Here is a 17,578-nt window from a genome sequence, read left to right on the forward strand (position 1 = left end):
GGATCATGTCGCGAGTGCCAGGGTGGCTCGGCCGGGTCGGGGCCCGACTGACCGAGGTCAGCAAGCGGTTGGAGGAGCGCCGCGCCGAGGTGGAGCGGGACCGCCTGCCGGAAGCCGACCCCGAACCCGAACGGGTGAAGACCCCGCGTTCCGACCCTGAGCCGCCGCTCGAGTACGCGGCCGCCGTCGTCCCGGTCCGCCCGGACCCGGCGCAGGCCGTGCCCTGGGGGGTACGGGTCGCGGCCGAGGCCGGCTGGCGGCTGCTGGTGCTGGCCGGCACGGTCTGGGTACTCATGCGGGTCATCAGCGCCGTACAGCTGGTGGTGCTGGCGTTCGTGGCCGCGCTGCTGATCACCGCGCTGCTGCAGCCGACGGTGGCGCGGATGAGGCGGCTCGGCGTGCCGCGCGGGCCGGCCACCGCGCTGACGGCGCTGTTCGGGTTCGTCGTGATCGGCCTCATCGGCTGGTTCGTGACCTGGCAGGTCATGGAGAACATCGACAACCTCTCCGACCAGATCCAGGACGGCATCGACGAGCTGCGCAACTGGCTGCTGAACAGCCCCTTCCACGTCACCGACAAGCAGATCAACGAGATCGCCAAGAACCTGCGGGAAGCCGTCGGCGCCAATACCGAGCAGATCACCTCGGCGGGCCTGGAGGGCGTGACCGTCGTGGTCGAGGCGCTCACCGGCATTCTGCTGGCGGTCTTCTCGACGCTGTTCCTGCTCTACGACGGCAAGCGGATCTGGGAGTGGTCGCTGAAGCTCGTTCCGGCGGCGGCCCGTCCGGGTGTCGCCGGGGCGGGGCCGGCCGCGTGGCGGACGCTGACGGCGTATGTGCGCGGCACGGTGATAGTGGCCCTGATCGACGCGATCTTCATCGGCCTCGGCATCTACTTCCTCGATGTGCCGATGGCGGTGCCGCTCGCCGTGTTCATCTTCCTGTTCTCGTTCATCCCGCTCGTGGGTGCGGTGGTGTCGGGAGCGCTCGCGGTGGTCGTCGGGCTCGTCACGCAGGGCGTGTTCACGGGCGTCATGGTGCTGGTGGTGGTGCTGGCGGTGCAGCAGATCGAGGGGCACATCCTCCAGCCGTTCATCCTGGGCCGCGCGGTCCGGGTCCATCCGCTCGCGGTGGTGCTGGCGGTGGCCTCGGGAGGCATGGTGGCCGGCATCGGGGGAGCGGTGGTGGCCGTGCCGCTGGTGGCGGTCACCAACACCGTCGTCGGCTATCTGCGCGCGTACGCGCATGAGACGGCCGTGATCCAGGCCCCCCGGCCGCGCGGCGCCACGGCGATGTCCGAACCGGACGCCCCGTTGCCGGCGCCGGCAGCTCCGGAGGCCCGGCCTCCGGAGCCGGGGGAGGAGAAGAACCGCCCGGGCGACACCGGCGAGGAGTAGGCGCGGGGCGCGGGGTGTACGCGTCGGGCCCGTTCACCGGTTGGGGTGAACGGGCCCGAGGTGCGTGACGGGGCGGAGTCACTCCGCGAGGGCCGCCTCCGCGTCCACCGTGGCGGCGACCGCCTGGATCACCGCGGCGATCTTGAAGGCCTCCTGGACGACCTCACGCTCCACACCGGCCTTGCGCAGCACCTGCTCGTGGGAGTCGAGGCACATGCCGCAGCCGTTGATCGCGGAGACCGCGAAGGACCAGAACTCGAAGTCGACCTTGTCGACGCCCGGGTTGCCGATGACGTTCATCCGCAGACCGGCGCGCAGGCTGCCGTACTCGTGGTCCGACAGCAGGTGACGGGTGCGGTAGAAGACGTTGTTCATCGCCATCACCGCGGCGGCGGCCTTGGCGGCCGTGTACGCCTCCGGCGACAGGTTGGCCTTGGCCTCCGGCTCCAGCTCGCGCAGCACGATGGCCGAGCGCGAGGCGATCGCCGTCGACAGCACCGTGCCCCACAGCTGCTGGGCCGGCAGGTCGGAGTTGCCGATGACCGAGCCCAGGTTGAGCTTCAGGTCCTTGGCGTAGTCCGGTATACGGGACTTCAGGGAGTCGAGGGACATCTCGGATCACTCCCCCGACAGCAGCGCGACCGGGTCCAGGGTCTCGTCGCCCTTGGACCAGTTGCACGGGCAGAGCTCGTCGGTCTGCAGGGCGTCCAGGACCCGCAGGACCTCCTTGGGGTTACGGCCGACGGAGCCGGCGGTCACCATGGAGAACTGGATCTCGTTGTTCTGGTCCACGATGAACACGGCGCGCTTGGCGAAGCCGTCCTCGCCCTCGATGCCGAGGTCGCGCATCAGCTCGTGCCTGGAGTCCGCCATCATCGGGAACGGCAGGTCGCGCAGGTCGTCGTGGTCCTTGCGCCAGGCGTGGTGGACGAACTCGGAGTCGCCGGAGAAGCCGAGGACCTGGGCGTCACGGTCGGCGAACTCGTCGTTCAGCTTGCCGAAGGCGGCGATCTCGGTCGGGCACACGAAGGTGAAGTCCTTGGGCCACGCGAACACGATCTTCCACTTGCCCTCGTAGGTCTTGTGGTCGATCGTCTCGAACTCCTTGCCCTTCTCCAGTGAGACGCAGGCGGTCAGTTCGAATTCGGGGAACTTGTCACCGACAGTGAGCACAGGCTCTCCTTGCAGCGAGGAAATACCCGGATCGCGGGCATTTCCCATGGGTTGGACCTTGTTGATGTTGGCACACCGTGCATTGATTAGTGAAATAGCTACACTCGGTCGTGTTGATCGGAGGTAGTTATCAGTGACTGTGGGCAAGAGACGCAGGCAGCCCAGCTTCGCGCAGCTCCGCGCGTTCGCCGCGGTGGCCGAGCATCTGCACTTCCGGGACGCCGCCTCGGCGATCGGGATGAGCCAGCCGGCACTGTCGGGCGCCGTGTCGGCGCTGGAGGAGACACTCGGTGTCACGCTGGTGGAGCGTACGACGCGCAAGGTGCTGCTCTCGCCGGCCGGTGAGCGGCTCGCCGTCCGCGCCAAGGCCGTACTCGGGGAAGTCGACGCGCTGATGGAGGAGGCGGACGCGCTGCGGGCTCCGTTCACCGGGGCGCTGCGGCTCGGCGTGATCCCGACCGTCGCCCCCTACCTGCTGCCGACGGTCCTGCGGCTGGTCCACGACCGCTATCCGCTCCTCGACCTCCAGGTGCACGAGGAGCAGACCACGAACCTGCTGGACGGACTGGCCGGCGGCCGGCTGGACCTGCTGCTGCTCGCCGTGCCGCTCGGGGTGCCGGGGGTGAGCGAACTGCCCCTCTTCGACGAGGACTTCGTGCTGGTCACCCCGCTCGGCCATCGTCTCGGCGGCCGGCAGGGCATCCCCCGCGAGGTGCTGCGCGAGCTGAACCTGCTCCTGCTCGACGAGGGCCACTGCCTGCGCGACCAGGCCCTGGACATCTGCCGCGAGGCCGGCCGCGCGGGAGTCCCGGCCACCACCACCGCGGCCGGACTGTCCACGCTGGTGCAGCTGGTCGCGGGCGGCCTCGGGGTGACGCTGCTGCCGCGCACCGCCGTCGACGTCGAGACCACCCGCTCCAGCCGTCTGCTCACCGGCTGCTTCGCCGACCCGGCCCCCACCCGCCGCATCGCCCTCGCCATGCGCACGGGCGCGGCGAGGGCGGCGGAGTACGAGCAACTGGCGGCGGCCCTGCGGGAAGCGATGCGGGACCTTCCGGTGCGGACGGTGGGGAGCTGAGCGCCCTCCACCGTCCGCGCCGTTCACTCCGTCCGGAGGCCGTCCGGGCGCATCATGCGCAGCAGCGGGGGCAGGCTCAGCAGGGTCACCAGGAGGACGACGCCCGCGCCGATGCCGGTCATCCGCAGGACGCTCGGCCAGTCCACCCCGACCGGTGTGGAGGTCATCCGCAGCAGCACCGCGCCCAGGGTGACGCCCACGACCGAGGCCAGCAGCAGTCCCAGACCGATCGGGACGGCCGTCTGCCACAGCACCGACAGGCTCAGTGTGCGCCGCCGGGTGCCGAAGGCGACCAGGGCGGACAGCAGCTTGCGGCGTTCGCGCAGCTGCTCCAGCTGGGAGACCAGCAGGCTCGCCCCGATCAGTGCCAGGACGGCGGCGGCGCCGACGAACAGACCCGTGCGGATGGTGTCGTAGCGCTCGGTCCGCTCGGTCGCGGACCACGTCATCGGGTCGGACAGCGGGTCGATCGCGGCCGCCGTGTTGCGCACGTGCTCACGGGCGTGCGGCACCGAGTCGTCGATCGCCAGGTACAGCTGGCCCGTGACCGCTTCCGCCATGTCCGCGGGCATCGCGCCCCGGGTCAGCAGGAAGCCGCCGCGCTTCGTCCCGGTCGGGTCCTCGACGGAGTCGGCCTCCTTCAACGCCTCGGGGACGGTCCACACGACGTCCTTCGCCGCGTCGTCGTCGGACGACGCCTCGGCGTACAGCTTCTGCCCCGGCCTGCTCAGCGACGGCGTGTCGGTGTCGTACTCGCCGCCCCGGACCGCGAACACGTCGCCGTCCGCGCACGAGGGCAGCTTCGCCACCTCGCGCAGGGTCGCGCAGTCGCCGATGGTCAGCTGGGTGCTGCGCTGCGGTTCCTCCTCGTAGGGGCGGTCGGCGAAGTACCCCTCGGACAGCGGGTAGACCTTGCGGACGCCCCTGGTCTCCTCGAGCTTCGTCGTGGCCGCGGCGATCTCGGTGCCGTCCGGCACCCGGATCTGCATCTGCGCCAGCGACACGTCGAAGCCGGTCTCCTTGGTGTAGTCGGCCTCCACTCCGGCGAACAGCATCTGCAGGGCGATCGCGCCGGCCACGGCCACCGCGATGCCGTTGACCATGCGGGCCGCCGTGCCGCTGCTCAACTGAAGCCGTCGTACGGCCAGTTGCCAGGACACGCTGCCCGAGCCGAGCCGGGCGACGACCGTCTCCACGAACCACGGCAGCAGCGCGGTGACGCCGATGAGCAGACAGATGACACCGCCGGTGACCAGGTACCCGTTGAATTCCCCGTTCTCCCGGCCCTGGCCGAGCATGGGGGCGAGCATGATGACGCCGGCCAGCGGGAACAGCAGCCGCCACCACAGCCGGCGGCGGGCCGGCCGCGCCGTGCGCACCACGCCGAGCGGCTCGATGACCACTCCGCGCAGCGCCAGCAGGGTCACCAGGACCGCGGCCCCCGGGACCGCCACCGCGACCAGCAGCGCCAGCAGCGGCGAGGGGTTCAGATAGCTGGGGAAGACACTGATCCGGAACACCTCGACGGACGCCGCGAACTCACGCCCCGCCAGGAAGAACCCGGTGCCGAACAGCAGCCCCAGCAGCGCCCCGCCGAGCGCCTCGCCCGCGGCGATCCGCCGGGTCATGCCGCCGTCGGAGCCGACCAGCCGCAGCGCGGCCAGCCTGCGGTCGCGCCGCTCGCCGCCGAACCGCACGGCCGCGGCGATGAACACGGCGACCGGCATCAGCAGCACCACGAAGACGACCAGGATCAGCAGCATGAGGACCGGGTCCGTCTCCTCCTCGACCGGGTTGGGGTCCCCGAAGGAGTCGATACGGCCCACCGTTCCGTCGCGGACCCGGTCCGCGAGGCCCTCGGCGCCCGCGTAGTAGGCGAGCTCCTGCGACCCGATCAGCCCCTGCTCGCCGATCGTCCCCGTGATGTCGTACGGCAGCCGCTCCCGCAGCAGGGCGCCGCCGTCCGAGTCGAGGAACTCCTTCAGTGCGGGGGAGACCAGCATGTCGCCCGGTGCGGGGAACTCCCGCAGGCCGGGGGGCAGCGGGGCCTTGTCGCCCTCCGGCTCCAGCAGCCTGCCGCGGATGTCCCGGCCGTCGAACTCCGTGTCGGTGTCCGCGGTCATCAGGGTGTCGTCGGCGCGCTCGATCTCCGCGCCGTAGGTGAAGTTGAGGCGGGCGTCCTCGCGCCGGTCCCGCTCCGCCAACACACCGGGCAGGGCGGTGGTGAGCAGCAGCAGCGCCACGCCCAGCCCGACGCCGACCGCGGTGAGCAGGGCCCGGGTCCAGCCCTCGCGTCCCCCGGCGAAGGCGAACCGCAGCCCCATGCCGAGGTCCCGCGCCCACTGAGCGGCACTCATACGACGCGCTCCATGTCCCGGGACCTGCCGTCGCGCACGACGATCTCACGGTCGGAGTACGCGGCCACCCGCGCCTCGTGCGTGACGAGGACGACGGCGGCGTTGGCGGACCGGGCGGCGTCGGTGAGCAGTTCCATCACCCGCTCGCCGTTGAGGGAGTCCAGCGCACCGGTCGGCTCGTCGGCGAACAGCAGCCGCGGGCCGGTGACCAGGGCCCGCGCCACGGCGACCCGCTGGCCCTGACCGCCGGACACCTCGCCGGGCCGCTTCGTGCGGACGTCGTCGACCTCGAGGCGCTCCATCCAGGTGAGCGCGGCCCGCTCGGCCTCCTTGCGGGGCGTGCCGTTCAGCCGCATCGGCAGGGCGACGTTCTCCACGCAGGTGAGCTCCGGCACGAGCTGCCCGAACTGGAAGACGAAGCCGAACTCCGAGCGCCTGAGCGCGCTGCGTTCGGAGTCGCTCATGGCGGTCAGCTCACGCCCGTCGTACGTGATCGACCCGGAGTCGGGGGTGACGATCCCGGCGAGGCAGTGCAGCAGCGTCGACTTGCCCGAGCCGGAGGGCCCCATCACGGCGACGACCTCGCCGGGGTGGATGGAGAAACCGGCGCCGTCGAGCGCGGTCGTCGGTCCGTAGACCTTGCGCAGGTCCCGTGCGACGAGCAGGGAACCGGGGGGAGGGGTCGTGGTCATCGGGCCACCGCCTCACGGAGCTTGTCGAGACGTGCCGCGGTGAGCTCCAGCCAGCGCAGGTCGGCCTCGAGGTGGAAGAGCGCGTGGTCGCAGATGAGCTGGTCGGCGAGATCGCCCTTGCGCTTGCGGTCGGTGAGGATCCGCATGCCGCGCAGATGCTCCGAGCGCTGCGTGTCGAGGACGTCGGCGGCGTCGCGGCTGGTGAGCAGCGCCAGGACGACCTTGGTGTAGAGGGTCGACTGGAGGTACGGCTCCGGCTTCTCCGGAGTGGCGAGCCAGCGCTCGACATCGGTGATGCCGGCCTCGGTGATCGCGTACCGCTTCCGCTCGGGGCCGCCGCCGGCCTCGATGCCGTCGACTTCGACGAGCCCGTTCTTCAGCAGGCGGGACATCGTCGAATAGACCTGGCCGTAGTGCAGCGGCCGGTCGTGACCGAACTTCTCGTCGAAGGCCCGCTTCAGGTCGTAACCATGACGCGGGCCGGACTCCAGGAGCCCCAGGAGGGTGTGACCGATGGACATGCGGAGCACTCTACACACCGTGTATACGCACGATGTATACATCGAGTGTCCAGAGCGTGGCAGGGTGTGCGGACTCCCAGGTGGGGGCCGATTGTCACGGTTCTGGCACCGGGGCCGGCGCGGGGTTCAGGCCGACGGGGGCCGGGGGCCGGAGCCCCCGGAGGGGCGCCCGCGACGGGGCAGGGGCCCCGCCTCGCCGGGCAGCCGCCCCGCCTCCGCGAGAGCGCGCCGCAGCAGGAACTCGATCTGCGCGTTCGCCGAGCGCAGCTCGTCGTTCGCCCAGCGCGCCAGCGCCTCGTACACCGACGGGTCCAGCCGCAGCAGCACCTGCTTGCGCTGCGGCCGGCCCTGGGGGGCCGAGCCCCCGGACGGAGTCGTCACTGGTAGAGCGTTCCGGTGTTGAGGACCGGCTGCACCGAGCGGTCGCCGCACAGCACCACCATCAGGTTGGACACCATCGCCGCCTTCCGTTCCGGGTCGAGCTCCACGATGTCCTGCTCGGCGATCCGGGCCAGGGCCGACTCGACCATGCCCACGGCGCCCTCCACGATCTGCTGCCGCGCCGCCACGACCGCGCCGGCCTGCTGCCGCTGGAGCATCGCCGAGGCGATCTCGGGGGCGTACGCGAGGTGCGTGAAGCGGGACTCGATGATCTGCACACCGGCCGCCTCCACGCGCGCGTGCAGTTCGACGGCGAGCTTCTCGGTGATCTCCTCGGCGTTGCCGCGCAGCGAGAGGCCGTCCTCCTCGTGGGCGTCGTAGGGGTACTCGATGGCGATGTGCCGCACGGCCGCCTCGGTCTGGGTGGAGACGAACTCGATGTAGTCGTCCACCTCGAAGGTGGCCTGGGCGGTGTCCTCCACCCGCCACACCACGACGGCGGCCAGCTCGATCGGGTTGCCGTAGGCGTCGTTCACCTTCAGGACGGCGGTCTCGTGGTTGCGTACCCGCGTCGAGATCTTCCTGCGCGAGGTGAGGGGGTTCACCCAGCGCAGCCCGTCCTGCCGGATCGTGCCCCGGTAGCGGCCGAAGAGCTGCACCACCCGCGCCTCGCCCGGCGCCACCATGTTCAGCCCGCACATCGCGAGGAACGCGGCGATGCCGACCAGGATGCCGCCGATGATCAGCACGGCCTTGGCGCCGGCCCCGTCGACCGCCGTGGCGGTCACGATCAGCACGGCGCCGGCCAGGAGGCCGACGAGGCCGAGCAGCAGCGCCAGCCCGCCGCCGATGCTGTGCGCCGCGAACTCCCGCACGCGCGGGGCCGGCATCTCGGGCACATCGGCCGTGACCTGTGTGTCGTGTGTGGACATGGGTGATCCCCCGTTTCTCCGGGCGCCCGCCGACCGGCTAGCGCCTGACTAGCTAAGTGATATCAGATTACCCGATCCTGACAACCATGAACCCCGTTCGCACGTCGGTTCCATTGGGTCGGGTGCTGATTGTCACGCCCGTAAAGGCCGGATCGGCGGCTCTTTGTCATAGCTCCCGGTGTTAGCTTTCTGAGCTGACCCGAGCGGCGAACTGGTGTGGCTGAAGAGCACACACGAACGAAGCGGAGCGGAACGGACGCATGGGACGAGCGGAAGAAAGACGCGCACGACAGCGCGGTGGGCGCCGTGCGGCACCCCAGGGCCGCCGTTCGTCGGGCGCGGCCGGCCGCAGCGGCATACGCCGCCTCTTCACCTGGAAGAAGATCCTCGGCACGTTCTTCGGCCTCTGCCTGCTCGGCATGGGCGCCTTCATCGTGCTGTACATGGTGATCGACATCCCCGAGGGGAACGCCGACGCCGAGCTGCAGGGCAACGTCTACAAGTACAGCGACGGCTCGATCATGGCCCGCAGGGGCTACAACCGCGAGATCGTCGACCTCGCCAAGGTGCCCAAGGACGTCCAGCGCACCTTCGTCGCCGCCGAGAACAAGTCCTTCTACAAGGACTCCGGCGTCGACCTCAAGGGCACCGCGCGCGGCCTGCTCAACACGGTCTCGGGCAAGGGCGCGCAGGGCGGTTCGACGATCACCCAGCAGTACGTCAAGAACTACTACCTGACCCAGGAACAGACGGTCACCCGCAAGCTGAAGGAACTGGTCATCTCCCTGAAGCTGGACCGGGAGAAGTCCAAGGACTACATCCTCGCCGGCTACATCAACACCAGCTACTACGGCCGCGGCGCCTACGGCATCCAGGCCGCCGCGCAGGCCTACTACCGCGTCGACGCCGAGGACCTGACCGTCGAGCAGGGCGCGTACCTCGCCGCGCTGCTCCAGGCGCCGAACCAGTACGACTGGGCGATCGCCAGCGACACCGGCAAGAAGCTCGTCCAGGAGCGCTGGACCTACGTCCTGGACAACATGGTCGAGCAGAAGTGGCTGGACCGGGCCGACCGCCAGGGCATGGAGTTCCCCGAGCCCAAGGAGCCCAAGGCCGCCCCCGGTATGGAGGGCCAGGCCGGGTACCTGGTGGAGGCGGCCAACACCGCGCTCAAGCAGCAGCTCGTCGCCCAGGGCACCGCCGAGGACATGAAGCAGGCCGACGCCATGCTGGACCTCGGCGGCTACACCGTCACGCTCAACATCGACAAGAAGAAGCAGAAGGCGCTGGAGGAGTCGGTCAAGACCCAGCTCACCAGCAAGCTCGACCCCGACAAGCGCGAGGTCGACGCCGACGTCCAGGCCGGCGCCGTCTCCGTGAACCCCAAGACGGGCGCGGTCGTGGCGATGTACGGCGGCGTGGACTACGTGAAGCACTTCACCAACAACGCCACCCGCGACGACTACCAGGCCGCCTCCACCTTCAAGCCGGTGATCCTCGCCGCGGCCGTGGACCAGGACGCCGAGACCCAGGACGACGTGCCGATCACGGCGAACACGATCTACGACGGCACGAGCGAGCGCCCCGTGCTGGACGGCGGCAAGAAGGTCGGCTTCGCGCCGCCCAACGAGGACGACCGGAGTTACGACGACATCACCGTCCAGGAGGCGATGAACAAGTCCGTCAACTCGGTCTTCGCGCAGATGGGCATCGACGTCGGCATGACCGAGGTGGTGGAGACCGCGGGCGAACTCGGCATGGAGACCGAGGGCATGCCCCCGGTGCCCGCGCAGACCCTGGGCAGTATGGGCGCGAGCCCGCTGGAGATGGCCGGCGTCTACGCCACCCTCGCCAACCACGGCAAGAAGGTCGCCCCGGCGATCGTGAAGTCGGTCGAGCACAAGGACCGCGCGGTGGAGTTCCCCGACCCGACCGGTGAGCAGGTCATCAGCCGCGAGGCCGCCGACACGGTGACCTCCGTGCTGACCGGCGTGGTCGACGACGGTACGGCCCAGAAGTCCGTGCGGGACAACCCGCTGCGCGACGGCCAGGCGGTTGCCGGCAAGACCGGTACGTCCGACAACAACAAGTCGGCCTGGTTCACCGGCTTCACCCCCGAACTGGTCACCTCCGTCGGCCTGTTCGGCGAGGACGACAAGAAGCACAACCAGGTCCCGATGTACCGGGCGGCCGGCGTCGACTACCGGGTCAACGGCGGTGGCCCCCCGGCGGAGATCTGGGCGGCGTACACCTTCGGCGTCATGGACGAGGTCACCGAGTTCGACCTGGACACCAAGCAGGGCAACGCGGTGAAGCCGAGCAGCTCGCCGTCGGTCTCGCAGTCGCCCTCCGGGACTCCGAGCGACGAGCCGACGACCGAGGAGCCGACCACCCAGGCGCCGCCGGAGACCTCCGAGCCGCCGACGTCCGCGCCGCCGAGCAGCCGGCCGCCGACGTCGGAGCCGCCGACGGACCCGACCACCTCCGCACCGCCGACGTTCGAGCTCCCGGGGGGCCCGGAGGACCCGGGGGACGACGAGGAGCAGTAGACGGGAAACACGAGGGGCGCCCGGTGACCACACCGGGCACCCCTCGTCACGTCGTACGACGGCTCAGCTGCGGTTCAGTTCGAACCACACCACCTTGCCCGTGCTCAGCCGGGTCGCGCCCCAGCGCCGGGCCAGCCGGTTCACCAGGTACAGCCCGCGCCCGCCCTCGTCCGTGGCCCGCGCCTGCCGCAGCCGCGGCAGCTGCGGCACGTCGTCACCGACCTCGCAGCGCAGCACGTCGGTGCGCAGCAGCCGCAGCGTGACCGGCCGCGTGGCGTACCGCACGGCGTTCGTCACCACCTCGCTGACCAGCAGCTCCACCGAGTCGCTCAGCTCCTCCATGCCCCAGCGGGACAGCGCCCGCCGGGCGAGGCGACGGGCCCGGCCGGGGGCCGCGTCCTCCGGCTCCAGGAACCAGTACGCCACATCGCTCGGCGCGATCCCGTCGAAGCGGGCGGCGAGCAGCGCGATGTCGTCGTCCCGGTCGCCCGGGCCGAGCATGTCGAGCACCTCGTCGCACAGCGCCTCAAGCGGCGGCGGATGGTCCGGGCCGGTCAGCTGCGCGGTCGCGGCGAGCTTCTCCCGCAGCTGCTCGATGCCGGTCCACACGTCCCGCAGCCGGGACTCCACCAGGCCGTCGGTGTACAGCAGCAGGGTCGCACCGGCGGGCGCGTCCAGCTCCACGGCCTCGAAGTCCACCCCGCCCACACCGATCGGGGCGCCCGCGGGCACCCGCAGCACCTCGGCCCGGCCGCCCAGCTCCAGCAGGACGGGCGGCGGATGGCCGGCGTTGGCGATGGTGATGCGGTGCGATACCGGGTCGTACACCGCGTAGAGACAGGTCGCCATGCGGTCCACGCCGAGCCGCTGCGCCTGCTCGTCGAGATGGTGCAGCACCTCCTGCGGGGGCAGGTCGAGCCCGGCGAGGGTCTGTGCGGTGGTGCGCAGCTGGCCCATGATCGCCGCCGACGTCATGGAGTGTCCCATGACGTCACCGACCACCAGCGCGACCCGGCTGCCGGGCAGCGGGATGGCGTCGTACCAGTCGCCGCCCACCCGCGCGGTCTCGGCGGCCGGCAGATAGCGCGACGCCAGCCGTACGCCGGTGCAGCGCGGCAGGGTCTCCGGCAGCATCGTGCGCTGCAACTCGTCCGCGATGTACGCCTCCCGCCCGTACAGCACCGCCTTGTCGATGCCGAGGGCGCTGTGCGTGGCGAGCTGGGCGGCGACCAGCAGGTCGTCGGCCTCGAACGGGATGCGCTCCGGGCGCCGCAGGAACAGCGCCGCGCCGATCACCCGGCGCCGGCCGCGCAGCGGCGCGAGGATCGCCCGCTGCCCGTCCGGCACGGCCGACGCGCCGTCCTCGCCGAGGAGTTCGGGCAGCGCGGCACGCGCGGCGGGCGCGTCCGTGAACACCGGCCGTACGCCGCGCAGCACCTCGGCGAGCGCGCTGCCGGGCCGCACCGTGCACAGCTCCGCGCCGACCGAGTCCAGCTCGGACGGCTCCGGCGGGGCGACCGGGGTGAACCCGCCCTCGGTGTCCCGCTCGGCCGGGATCCGGTCGGTGCGGCGCAGCCGCAGCACCAGCGGGCCGGTGGGCCGCTCGTCACCGACCGGCAGCGGATCGCGCAGGTAGACCAGGATCGCGTCGGAGAAGGTGGGCACGGTGGCCCGGCACAGCCCCATCACGATCTCGTCCAGGTCGATGCCGCGGGCGATCCGCCGGGTCGCGGCACCGACGAACCGCAGCCGGTCCCCGTCCCGTCGCATCGGTGTGGGCCGCCCGGGCTGAGCGACCTGCCCGGTACGGCGCTCCTTGCCGTCGGTGACCTGCGCGGGCCGGCCGTGATCCGCGGCCGGCTGCAGCGGAATGCCCTCGGGCGCGGGACGCGGCCGGTGCGTGTCCGGCCCGGCACCCTGTCCGGCACCCGGCTGGGAGTGCTCGGAGCCGGGCCCGTCAGCCGGGTCCTGACCGGTGCCGCCCGGTGTCACCGTGTCCGACGACCCTGGGGAAGCGGCCCCCGGCGACCCCGGGGAAGCGGCCCCGGACGCGGGAGGCTCACCGCCGGAGCGGTTCTGCACCGGTAAGGCGGCTCCGGTGTCCGGCACACGCGCCGGTGGCGGGGTACGCAGGAGCGCCCCGCGGGGATCCGCGGGGTCGACGCCCGGCTGTGGGCGTTCGAAGGAGGTCGGCTGCTCCGTCACGCGTGTCGAGTCCATCCGTCCGGCGCACGCCGTGCGCGCGGTTCGTCCCGCCGAAACTCCGATACCCGGAATACGTGCCCCCGGAACGGATTTCCCGCGTGGTCAGAGGTTGTTCCTGTGCCAGGGCCTGTCCGGCGGACCGAGCCGGAGGAGGGCGTCGAGGCGATGAGGGTTCCCCCTCCGGGGGAGGGCGTGCCAGGCCCCGCGTTTCCGGCATGATCCGTTGGACAGGCCCCGGCCGGCCGTTCCCGGCCGGTGCCGGTGTTTCCGTACCCCTTGCTCACGTCCTGCCGCCCCTCGGTGACGATCGGTCAAGCCCGGTGCGCGCTCCGGTGGTTGCTGCCCCGCACCCTTGCGGAGGACGATCCTACGTTTCCCGCCCGGGGGTGCAGCAAGGGTCTCACGAGGACACATGCGCCGGAGTGCGGTCCCAGTCCTGTGGCAGTGACGGTACCGTCCACGACGGATCCGGGCGCCAGTTCTCCCACCCGTCCGCGAACGGCGGCCCCCAGGCATCGATCACCTCCACCGCGGCCCGCCCGGCCTCCCGCACCCTTTTGGCCAGCGCGGAGTCCACCAGACCGTCCCGCCGGGCCTGTGCGAACTCGTCCTCGTCCAGCCAGTACCAGGCCCGGTCCGGGTGCACGGAGATGTCCAGGAAGTGATCCTCGGAGTCCACCCCGCCCGTCCAGCGGGCCAGCGGCTCCTCCAGGTTCACGTACCAGTTCTTGAACCGCAGGCCCGGACCCCAGAACAGCCACACCGACCAGGGCTCACCGGGCCGGGCCAGCTTCAGCACACCGGTGCCTGACCAGCGGCCCCGCACCACCGTGCGCGGCTTGGTGTACCGGGTGCCGAGCGGCTCCCGGTGCACCGGCGTGCCGTCGGCGAGCACCGGTTTCACGCACTCGGTACCGGGCGCCAGCCACACCGCGAGCAGCTCCGGGTCGTCGCGTACGACCGTGACGGGGCGCGCGATGTGGATGCGCGCGCCACCGTTCTCCCGGTACCGCCACAGGATCTGTGTCCCGGGCGCCCAGTGTCCGGCCGCCCTGCCCGCATCCTCGCGCATCGTCGCTCCGCCCTCCGTCATGGCCAGATAGTAGGTGCCCCGGCCGTACGACGCCGCTGCCCCCCGTCATGGTTCACGCCCGGTGCGCGAGGCTCTACGGCCGCGTCATCCGCAGGACGTCCAGCGCCTCGTCGAGCTGCTCGACGGTGAGGTCGCCGCGCTCGACGTAGCCGCTCTCCAGGACCACCTCCCGGATGGTCTTCCGCTCGGCCAGCGACTTCTTGGCGACCTTGGCGGCCTCCTCGTAGCCGATGTACTTGTTGAGCGGGGTGACCACGGACGGCGAGGACTCGGCGTACTCCCGGGCCCGTTCACGGTTCGCGACGATGCCGTCGACCGTGCGGTCGGCGAGCAGCCGGGAGACGTTCGCGAGCAGCCGCACCGACTCCAGGACGTTCTTCGCGATGACCGGCAGCATGACGTTGAGCTCGAAGTTGCCGGAGGCGCCGGCGGTGGCGACGGTCGCGTCGTTGCCGGTCACCTGCGCGCAGACCATGAGCACGGCCTCCGGGACGACCGGGTTGACCTTGCCGGGCATGATCGAGGAGCCGGGCTGGAGGTCGGGCAGGCTGATCTCCGCGAGGCCGGTGCGCGGCCCGGAGGACATCCACCGCAGATCGTTGGCGATCTTCGTCAGGCCGACGGCGATGGTCCGCAGCTGCCCGCTGGTCTCCACGACGCCGTCCCGGGCGCCCTGCGCCTCGAAGTGGTCGCGCGCCTCGGTCAGCGGCAGTCCGGTCGTGCGGGCGACCTCCTCGATGACGGCGGCGGAGAACCCCGGCGGGGTGTTGATGCCGGTGCCGACGGCGGTCCCGCCCAGCGGCAGTTCGGCGAGGCGCGGCAGGGAGGCGTTCAGCCGCTCGATCCCGTACCGCACCTGGGCCGCGTACCCGCCGAACTCCTGGCCCAGCGTCACCGGCGTGGCGTCCATCAGGTGCGTCCGCCCGGACTTCACCACGTCGGCGAACTCCTCGGCCTTGCGTTCCAGGGAGGCGGCGAGGTGGTCGAGGGCCGGGATCAGATCGCGGGTGACGGCGGCGGTCGCGGCGATGTGGAGGGACGAGGGGAACACGTCGTTGGACGACTGCGAGGCGTTGACGTGGTCGTTGGGGTGCACGTCCCGGCCCAGCCGCTCGGTGGCGAGCGTGGCGACGACCTCGTTGGTGTTCATGTTGGACGAGGTCCCGGACCCGGTCTGGAACACGTCGACGGGGAAGTGCTCGTCCCACCGGCCCTCGGCGACCTCGCCGGCCGCCTCCCGGATGGCCTCGGCGATGTCCTTGTCCAGCACCCCGAGCCGGGCGTTCACCTCGGCCGCGGCGCCCTTGATCCGGGCGAGGGCCTCGATGTGGGCGCGCTCCAGGCGCTGCCCGGAGACCGGGAAGTTCTCCACGGCGCGCTGGGTCTGCGCGCGCCACTTGGCGTCGGCCGGTACCTTCACCTCCCCCATGGAGTCGTGCTCGATGCGGTAGTGCCGGTCGTCGTCCGTGGTCGTCATCGTCGTACCTCCGAAGATTCACAGCAGCGGTGTCCGACGAGCGTATTCCCGGACGGCTTCCGCCCCGCCGCAAGAGGAGCGCGGCGGGGCGGAAGTACCCGTGGGGGGTGGTCAGTCGCTCCGCAGGGTCACGTCGTCCAGGAGGAAGCTGGTCTGCAGGCTGTAGTCCTCACTGGCGGTGAAGGTCAGGGTCACCGTCTGCCCGGCATATGCCGACAGGTCGACCGACCGCTGTACGTAACCGCTGCCGGCGTTGGCGTTGGACAGGGTGGCGAGCGTGGTGCCGCCGGCCTTGACGGTGAACCTGTCGTACGCGGTCGAGCCGGACTCGTCGGTGTCGATGTGCAGCCAGTAGTCCAGCGCCACCGTCGAGCACCCGGTCGGCACGGTCACCGTCTGACTGATCGACTCGGTGCCCGTGGACCCGTTCCCCGCGAGCCAGGCGAATCGGCTCCCGCTGTGGGCCGACCGGCCCGAGTGGGCGCCGATGGCCCCGGTGGTCCCGGTCCACGGCGAGGTCCCGCTCTCGAACCCGCCGTTCGCGACCACTCCGGCGGTGTCACAGCTGCCGCCGGTGCCGGTGTCCACGGCCCGCTGCCAGATCGTGTGGGCGATGCCGTCGGACGCGCGGTCCAGGCCGGTGGTGTTGATGTTGGTGAGGGTGTCGCAGGAGCGGTGGTAGCAGGGGTCGTACCCGGACCCGGAGGTGCCGCCCCACTTCGCGGCCTGCGCGGAGGTCTTGCGGGCACTGGCACCCATCGCGTAACCGGAGGTGGGGATGGAGTACTGCTCGAAGGAGTAGTCGTCGCTGCGTCCCGCGCCCTCGGTGTTCTCCTCGGGCTGGAGGCCCAGCGAGTCCCAGTACGCCTTCATCGGCGCGGCGGCCGAGGAGGTGATGTGGTTGATGAAGTAGCCGCCGTTGGTGGAGGCGATCATGTCGAAGTTGTAGTACGCCTTGATCTTCGCGCGCTCGGTCGACGGCAGCGAACGCACGTAGAAGTCGGACCCGTTGAGGCCCTGCTCCTCGTCGGTCCACCAGGCGAAGCGGACCCGGCTGCGCATGGCCGGGTCCTGCTGGGCGAGCGTCAGGGCGTTCTCGAGCAGGGCGGCCGAACCGGAGCCGTTGTCGTTCATGCCGGGCCCCGCCGAGACGCTGTCCAGGTGGGCGCCGAACATGTACACGCTGCCCGCGTCGCCCTGCGGCCACTCGGCGATCAGATTGGGTCCGGCCCCGCTGGTGCAGCCGGAGGTGCACGGCTGCTCGGTGACGGTGTATCCGGCGGCCTGCAGCTTGCCCTTCACATAGGCGACGGAGTCGCGGTAACCCTGGCCGGTGGACCGGCGGTTGCCGCCGTTCCGGCCCGCGATGGCGCTGAGCTCGCTCAGATGCGCCTTCACCTTGGTCACGTCGACATCGGGTGCGGCGACGGTGTCCGCGGTGGGCGCGGAGCCGGCGGCCACGGCGGGGAGTGTGCCGCAGCCGAGCACGACAGCGAGCGAGAAGCCCGCCACGGCGAATCTTCGTTTCACCTTGTCTCCTCCGGGAGGTGGCTGTGGGGTGAGCCACACAGGATTGACATGGCATGAGCATGTCGGAGTGGCGAGAAGACTCACAGTGATGGTTGAGCCAGTCAACGGAACGGACGCCCGGACGGACAGGTTGTCCAAAAAAAGAACACGCCGCCCGATAATCGGACGGCGGTGTGCTCGATCCCTCCGGGGG

At 71.1% G+C, this 17,578-nt stretch carries 14 protein-coding genes; 3 read left to right on the forward strand and 11 right to left on the reverse strand.

What is annotated here, in order from left to right:
* Positions 1-5 precede the first annotated feature (5 nt).
* Positions 6-1,397 carry an AI-2E family transporter gene (locus ACH4VX_RS03160; RefSeq protein WP_398365576.1) on the forward strand — a complete coding sequence of 464 codons (1,392 nt, stop codon included), beginning with the start codon at positions 6-8 and terminating at the stop codon, positions 1,395-1,397.
* A 78-nt stretch (positions 1,398-1,475) separates the two neighbouring features.
* Here ACH4VX_RS03160 and ACH4VX_RS03165 read toward each other — a convergent pair whose 3' ends face one another.
* Both ACH4VX_RS03165 and ACH4VX_RS03170 read right to left on the reverse strand, forming a co-directional pair.
* Positions 1,476-2,009, reverse strand: coding sequence for an alkyl hydroperoxide reductase (locus tag ACH4VX_RS03165; RefSeq protein WP_398365578.1), 534 nt, complete (start codon positions 2,007-2,009; stop codon positions 1,476-1,478).
* 6 nt (positions 2,010-2,015) lie between these two features.
* On the reverse strand, positions 2,016-2,570 hold the full coding sequence (locus ACH4VX_RS03170) for a peroxiredoxin (RefSeq protein ID WP_030220361.1): 555 nt from the start codon (positions 2,568-2,570) through the stop codon (positions 2,016-2,018).
* A gap of 133 nt (positions 2,571-2,703) precedes the next feature.
* On the opposite strand from ACH4VX_RS03170, the gene ACH4VX_RS03175 reads away from it, so the two are divergent.
* Entirely contained in the window at positions 2,704-3,648 is a 945-nt protein-coding gene (locus ACH4VX_RS03175) for a LysR substrate-binding domain-containing protein (protein ID WP_398365581.1), read from the forward strand.
* Between the two features lie 23 nt (positions 3,649-3,671).
* On the opposite strand, the gene ACH4VX_RS03180 is transcribed toward ACH4VX_RS03175, so the two are convergent.
* From ACH4VX_RS03180 to ACH4VX_RS03200, 5 genes are all read right to left on the reverse strand, one after another.
* The gene (locus ACH4VX_RS03180) at positions 3,672-6,005 is read right to left on the reverse strand and encodes an ABC transporter permease (protein ID WP_398365582.1); all 2,334 of its coding nucleotides are present in this window, start codon (positions 6,003-6,005) and stop codon (positions 3,672-3,674) included.
* Positions 6,002-6,697, reverse strand: a complete 696-nt coding sequence (locus tag ACH4VX_RS03185; RefSeq protein ID WP_398365584.1) for an ABC transporter ATP-binding protein — start codon at positions 6,695-6,697, stop codon at positions 6,002-6,004. The genes ACH4VX_RS03180 and ACH4VX_RS03185 overlap by 4 nt, the downstream gene beginning before the upstream one ends.
* Positions 6,694-7,218: a PadR family transcriptional regulator gene (locus ACH4VX_RS03190; protein ID WP_398365586.1), complete on the reverse strand. Its 525-nt coding sequence runs from the start codon at positions 7,216-7,218 to the stop codon at positions 6,694-6,696. Before ACH4VX_RS03190 ends, ACH4VX_RS03185 begins: the two co-directional genes overlap by 4 nt.
* 126 nt (positions 7,219-7,344) lie before the next feature.
* Positions 7,345-7,599: a hypothetical protein gene (locus tag ACH4VX_RS03195; protein ID WP_398365588.1), complete on the reverse strand. Its 255-nt coding sequence runs from the start codon at positions 7,597-7,599 to the stop codon at positions 7,345-7,347.
* Positions 7,596-8,531: an SPFH domain-containing protein gene (locus ACH4VX_RS03200; RefSeq protein ID WP_398365590.1), complete on the reverse strand. Its 936-nt coding sequence runs from the start codon at positions 8,529-8,531 to the stop codon at positions 7,596-7,598. The genes ACH4VX_RS03195 and ACH4VX_RS03200 overlap by 4 nt, the downstream gene beginning before the upstream one ends.
* Positions 8,532-8,791: 260 nt before the next feature.
* Here ACH4VX_RS03200 and ACH4VX_RS03205 point away from each other — a divergent pair, with 260 nt between their 5' ends.
* Complete coding sequence (locus ACH4VX_RS03205) at positions 8,792-11,080, forward strand: transglycosylase domain-containing protein (protein WP_398365592.1); 2,289 nt, start codon at positions 8,792-8,794, stop codon at positions 11,078-11,080.
* A gap of 63 nt (positions 11,081-11,143) precedes the next feature.
* On the opposite strand, the gene ACH4VX_RS03210 is transcribed toward ACH4VX_RS03205, so the two are convergent.
* The 4 genes from ACH4VX_RS03210 to ACH4VX_RS03225 all read right to left on the reverse strand — a co-directional run bounded on the left by ACH4VX_RS03210 (position 11,144) and on the right by ACH4VX_RS03225 (position 17,385).
* On the reverse strand, positions 11,144-13,300 hold the full coding sequence (locus ACH4VX_RS03210) for a SpoIIE family protein phosphatase (RefSeq protein ID WP_398365593.1): 2,157 nt from the start codon (positions 13,298-13,300) through the stop codon (positions 11,144-11,146).
* Positions 13,301-13,685: 385 nt separating this feature from the next.
* Positions 13,686-14,378 (reverse strand): DUF402 domain-containing protein, encoded by a 693-nt coding sequence (locus ACH4VX_RS03215; RefSeq protein ID WP_398365594.1) that lies wholly within the window; start codon positions 14,376-14,378, stop codon positions 13,686-13,688.
* A 73-nt stretch (positions 14,379-14,451) separates the two neighbouring features.
* On the reverse strand, positions 14,452-15,855 hold the full coding sequence (locus ACH4VX_RS03220; RefSeq protein WP_398365596.1) for a class II fumarate hydratase: 1,404 nt from the start codon (positions 15,853-15,855) through the stop codon (positions 14,452-14,454).
* Positions 15,856-15,966: 111 nt separating this feature from the next.
* Positions 15,967-17,385 carry a M28 family peptidase gene (locus tag ACH4VX_RS03225; protein ID WP_398365598.1) on the reverse strand — a complete coding sequence of 473 codons (1,419 nt, stop codon included), beginning with the start codon at positions 17,383-17,385 and terminating at the stop codon, positions 15,967-15,969.
* Between the last annotated feature and the right edge of the window lie 193 nt (positions 17,386-17,578).

Origin of the sequence: Streptomyces sp. NPDC020731, from assembly GCF_044334705.1 — a bacterium.
GTDB lineage: Bacteria > Actinomycetota > Actinomycetes > Streptomycetales > Streptomycetaceae > Streptomyces.